This window comes from Ectobacillus funiculus (assembly GCF_004138295.1).
Taxonomy (GTDB): domain Bacteria; phylum Bacillota; class Bacilli; order Bacillales; family Bacillaceae_G; genus Ectobacillus; species Ectobacillus funiculus.
On record NZ_SCFM01000076.1, the window covers coordinates 1 to 4,338 of the forward strand.

At 39.9% G+C, this 4,338-nt stretch carries 4 protein-coding genes and 1 pseudogene; 2 read left to right on the plus strand and 3 right to left on the minus strand.

What is annotated here, in order from left to right:
* Positions 1-188: 188 nt before the first annotated feature.
* Both EP737_RS23705 and EP737_RS25815 read right to left on the minus strand, forming a co-directional pair.
* Positions 189-656, minus strand: coding sequence for a GNAT family N-acetyltransferase (locus tag EP737_RS23705; protein WP_129731660.1), 468 nt, complete (start codon positions 654-656; stop codon positions 189-191).
* Between the two features lie 54 nt (positions 657-710).
* Positions 711-872 (minus strand): hypothetical protein, encoded by a 162-nt coding sequence (locus EP737_RS25815; RefSeq protein WP_165350900.1) that lies wholly within the window; start codon positions 870-872, stop codon positions 711-713.
* A 310-nt stretch (positions 873-1,182) separates the two neighbouring features.
* On the opposite strand from EP737_RS25815, the gene EP737_RS23710 reads away from it, so the two are divergent.
* Positions 1,183-1,758, plus strand: coding sequence for a MerR family transcriptional regulator (locus EP737_RS23710; protein WP_165350901.1), 576 nt, complete (start codon positions 1,183-1,185; stop codon positions 1,756-1,758).
* 426 nt (positions 1,759-2,184) lie between these two features.
* Here the strand turns inward: EP737_RS23710 and EP737_RS23715 are convergent, their stop codons facing one another.
* Positions 2,185-2,367, minus strand: a complete 183-nt coding sequence (locus EP737_RS23715; protein WP_129731664.1) for a hypothetical protein — start codon at positions 2,365-2,367, stop codon at positions 2,185-2,187.
* A 562-nt stretch (positions 2,368-2,929) separates the two neighbouring features.
* Here EP737_RS23715 and EP737_RS23720 point away from each other — a divergent pair.
* Positions 2,930-4,338 (plus strand): annotated as a pseudogene (locus EP737_RS23720) (peptidase G2 autoproteolytic cleavage domain-containing protein); the annotation flags it as partial.

Sequence of the window (4,338 nt, forward strand, 5' to 3'; positions counted from 1 at the left end):
ACTTTAAGAATAGCCTAAATGCTTAAGTTGATGGATGTGTGATAAATACCCTATACATGTCAGGTCAACATAATCCCACATTATCGGAATTCAATGTATCTAGAAGTCTATAAAAAATCCCTCCAGCTAAGTTGATCTGGAGGGTATTTGTGTTCGCATAATCAGTTTTATCGGAAGTTGATTTAAAATTATAATGGTTTCCGCATTTGCCGATAAATATCTCTCATTCCCATAGCTTCGTATAACTGGACAGCATGACTATTAAATGACCATACAGTTAATCCTAATTCTTCTGCATTTTGCTTTCTAGCCCAATCCTCGCAAGCTTGAAATAACTTTTTACCAAGTCCTCTTCCACGCCAATTTTGATGAATACAGAAGTCTGAGATAAATGCAATTTGTTTTTCCTGTAAATAGGGTGCGGCATCTGTAATTCCTAATCGGATCAATGCAAAACCTAGTACATTAGAATTATCTTCAATTATTAGAACACAGTATGAGTTATTATTTATAAAGTTCAGCCAGTCAAACTTTTTATACAAACTATCGATCTTTTTAAAATAATCGGGTGATTGTTTTAGATGAAATTCATTGTTTTGCCTGCTTAGTATTTGTAATGGCTCAATATCTTGTTGAACAGCTCGACGTATTTGCATCTGGCTTAGACCTCCTTTACATATGTAAAAGCGGAAGTTCAGAGAATAAACTTTTCATTTGCCTATTAATCTCGTTACGGCCATCCCAAGAAATCCAATGCCCATCCCTATAAGCCATCCTTGTTGGGGATGCCCTAACAAGGATCCTACTCCCCCGCCTATAAACATGCAGCCCACAAAGACTACACCTCCAACGCCCCATTTTTTCTGTCCCATAACTTAACCAACCCCTTTCGGGAAAACATATGCTGTCAGCTCCCTTTTCTTGCTAGACATGGCCTTGGTAGCAAATAAACTTAGGAATGCATTGTATATCCTATACATGTGAAGTTAACACAATCTAGCATTATCGGTAGTAAGATTCCCTTGGTATTTACTCCATTCCAAACTATTAATATGACAAGTTTATCTAAAACACTTAAAAAATTTGTATAAAGGAAATAGCCATTCCCTTAAGGAATTGCTATAACGCAAGGAGAACGGTAGAATAACGCTAGAAAGACAGGCTATAGAAGGAGGAATCCCCGTGGAGTTTGGCTATTTTGCTGCCGAAGTCTGTAAAGACCTCAATTTAAACAGCAATACCCTTCGAAAATGGAGTTTAGCGTTAGAAGATGCCCAATATAAATTTGAAAGGAATCCCCGAAATCAGCGTATTTATTATGAAAAAGATATAACGTTATTGAAACTAATGAAAAACTTAATGGCGGATGGTAGTCGAACGCTAGAAGATGCTGTACAAACCCTTATAAATGAACAGGATAACGCTGAAATAACGCACAGCGTTCTTGTTACCGAGAACAGTAAAGTAACGGTAAAAGAACGTTACCAAGAAGACCTTTTTTCCCTGTTCCAAGAAACAAATAAACAACTGGCATGTACCTTACAACAACAAGAAATCATTGCAGAACAAAATAAACAAATCCTTGGGTTATTGCTAGAGGAACGGCAAAGAACGGAAAAAGAACGGAAAAATAACGCTGAAATACAAAAAGAAAATGAGGAATTGAAAGAGAGACTAAACAGGGTATTGGATTACATCGAAAAACAGGAGGAAAACAACTCCAAAAAGTCATTTTTACAAAGAATCTTAAATTTATAGGAATCTCATAAATTAATTTCAATTACTGTACGTGAAATTTTAAATTAAAAAAATAAAAACACCCCTCTAGGCTGTTGAAAATGAGGGGTGTCCCTAAAACATTCCAGTAAAAAGCCGAAATGAACTAACGGGAGGGTTAGTGGATTCCTCGTCTATTTCCTTGCTATCTTATCTTTGTAATAAATAAAATATGCAGGATTTTATACAATCACAGAAGAAAGGAAAAGTTGGATCGCTAAGTTATTTGGCAAATAAAAAAGCAATGCCTTGATGGTGGCATAACATCCCCACAGACACTACTGCGTATTCTTAGCACTGCTTGTAAGCGTATATAGGTATAAGTGGAAAAAGGGAAAAGAGATTATCTCTATATCCCTTCCTCCTTCTATTGACCTCCTTAGAAAACTTGATCGTGTGCTTTTTTGCTTAGTCCTCATCTTCAATGTTTACTCGTACATTGACAGTGGAATTTCCGCTATTTTGTACAGTAGCAGTATTAGTATTGCGATCAAAAATTCTATTTGTGTTATCGTTGTCAGAGCGCACCATTGTCTCTTGTTCAAAATCAAAGTTATTTTCTCTTCTATTTTGATTTCTATTTCTACCCATTCTATTCATCAACTCCTCTCAATCGATATCCTTTATAGTATATGTAAAATCTATTAAAAAGATTGGATAAACTATCAATTATGATAGAATGCAAGAAAAATTTTTTCACCATATAGAATCACGATGTATGTCATTTCACAGAATCACTTAAATCAAGGTTTTCAGACATCAAAGCCGAATGAAAATATGCAGGATTTTATGCAAAAAGTAGGGAGGCTTGTCAAAGGATAGGGAGGCCAAAACCCGCGCCGCTAAGGCGTTGCATAAAATCCTGCATACTTGATAATGTTTGAGATTGCGAGAAACCCAGTGTTGGCGCGGATGCCCGAGGGAATCCCTCGCCATTTTACTTCCGATAATGATGTGTTATGTTAACTTCACATGTATAGGGTATACAAGACTCCGCAAGCGCCGTTACCAAGAATGTACAAGCTACATGTATTGGTAGTAACACACAATTTGTGAATCTCGTTATTTTAAGAGATATGTTTATACTTTATTGTTTTAATTTTACAAATATAACGTTTTTTAGATAAATATTATAAAAAGGAGAGAAAAAATATTGGCTAATGGATGTAATCAAAATGCAAGTGGAAGTTGTTCTGAGGCAGAAGGATTTCATACAACAGCAAGTGGCGATGCTTCACACTCAGAAGGAAGCGGTACAACAGCGAGTGGATCGGCTTCACATGCTGAAGGATTTAATACAACGGCGAGTGGATCTGGATCTCACGCGGAAGGAGATAATACGATAGCAAGTGGATCCTCATCTCATGCAGAAGGGGTTCAGACCCAAGCAAATTTTGGTGCTTCGCATGCCGAGGGTTTCCAAACTCAAACCAATGAAGCAGTAGCTCATGTCGAAGGTTTTCAGTCAACGGCGAATGCTTATGCATCACATGCTGAGGGATATGATACACAGGCAAATGCTCCTGCTTCTCATGCAGAAGGAGGAAAGACAATAGCTAGTGGATTATATTCCCATTCAGAAGGAGCAGGAACAACCGCTAGTGGATATGCTGCTCACACAGAGGGGGAAGGAACAACAGCAAGTGGAAGAGCATCTCATGCCGAAGGCGGTGGTGTTGATCAAAGTGGTAATTCAGCTCCTACCTTAGCAAGTGGTAATAGTGCTCATGCGGAAGGTGCTGGTACAACAGCTAGTGGATTTGCTTCTCATGCGGAAGGGGGAACCCCAGATATTACTTTATTTCCAGCTCCACGGGCGCTAGGGGATTTTTCTCATGCAGAAGGAGTTGCTACAAATACAACAGTGAGCGGACCTGCATCCCATGCGGAAGGATTTCAAACAACAGCAAGTAACGGAGCTGCCCATGCGGAAGGATCAGGGACAACCGCCAGTGGAGGGTCCTCCCACGCAGAAGGATCAAATACAACCGCAAGCGGGTTTGAATCCCATGCAGAAGGATCAGGAACAACCGCCAGCGGGCAAGCATCCCATGCGGAAGGATCAGATACAACTGCTAGCGGAGGATCTTCCCACGCGGAAGGATCGAATACAACAGCTAGTGGGGGACCTTCCCACGCGGAAGGATCAGGTACAATGGCAAATGGATTTGCTTCTCATGCCGAAGGTTCAGGTACAACTGCTAGTGGAGGATCTTCACATGCCGAAGGTAGTTCCACAATCGCAAATGGGGATTCTTCACATGCCGAAGGTTCTAATAATACAACGGCAAATGGATTTGCTTCTCATGCTGAGGGTATAGCAACAAGTACAGGTATAAATGCAAATGGTGCTCATGCCGAAGGGGTTTCTACTAATGCTTTAGCTCAGGGAAGCCATGCAGAAGGATCAGGAACAACGGCAAATGGATTTGCTTCTCATGCCGAAGGTTCAGGTACAACTGCTAGTGGAGGATCTTCACATGCCGAAGGTATATCAACAAGTACAGGTATAAATGCAAATGGTGCTCATGCCGAAGGGGTTTCTACTAACGCTTTAGCTCA

Bases quoted from the DNA above. Each gene is read 5' to 3' on its own strand.
- EP737_RS23705 (WP_129731660.1), bottom strand. From the start codon at position 656: ATGCAAATACGTCGAGCTGTTCAACAAGATATTGAGCCATTACAAATA.
- EP737_RS25815 (WP_165350900.1), bottom strand. From the start codon at position 872: ATGGGACAGAAAAAATGGGGCGTTGGAGGTGTAGTCTTTGTGGGCTGC.
- EP737_RS23715 (WP_129731664.1), bottom strand. From the start codon at position 2,367: ATGGGTAGAAATAGAAATCAAAATAGAAGAGAAAATAACTTTGATTTT.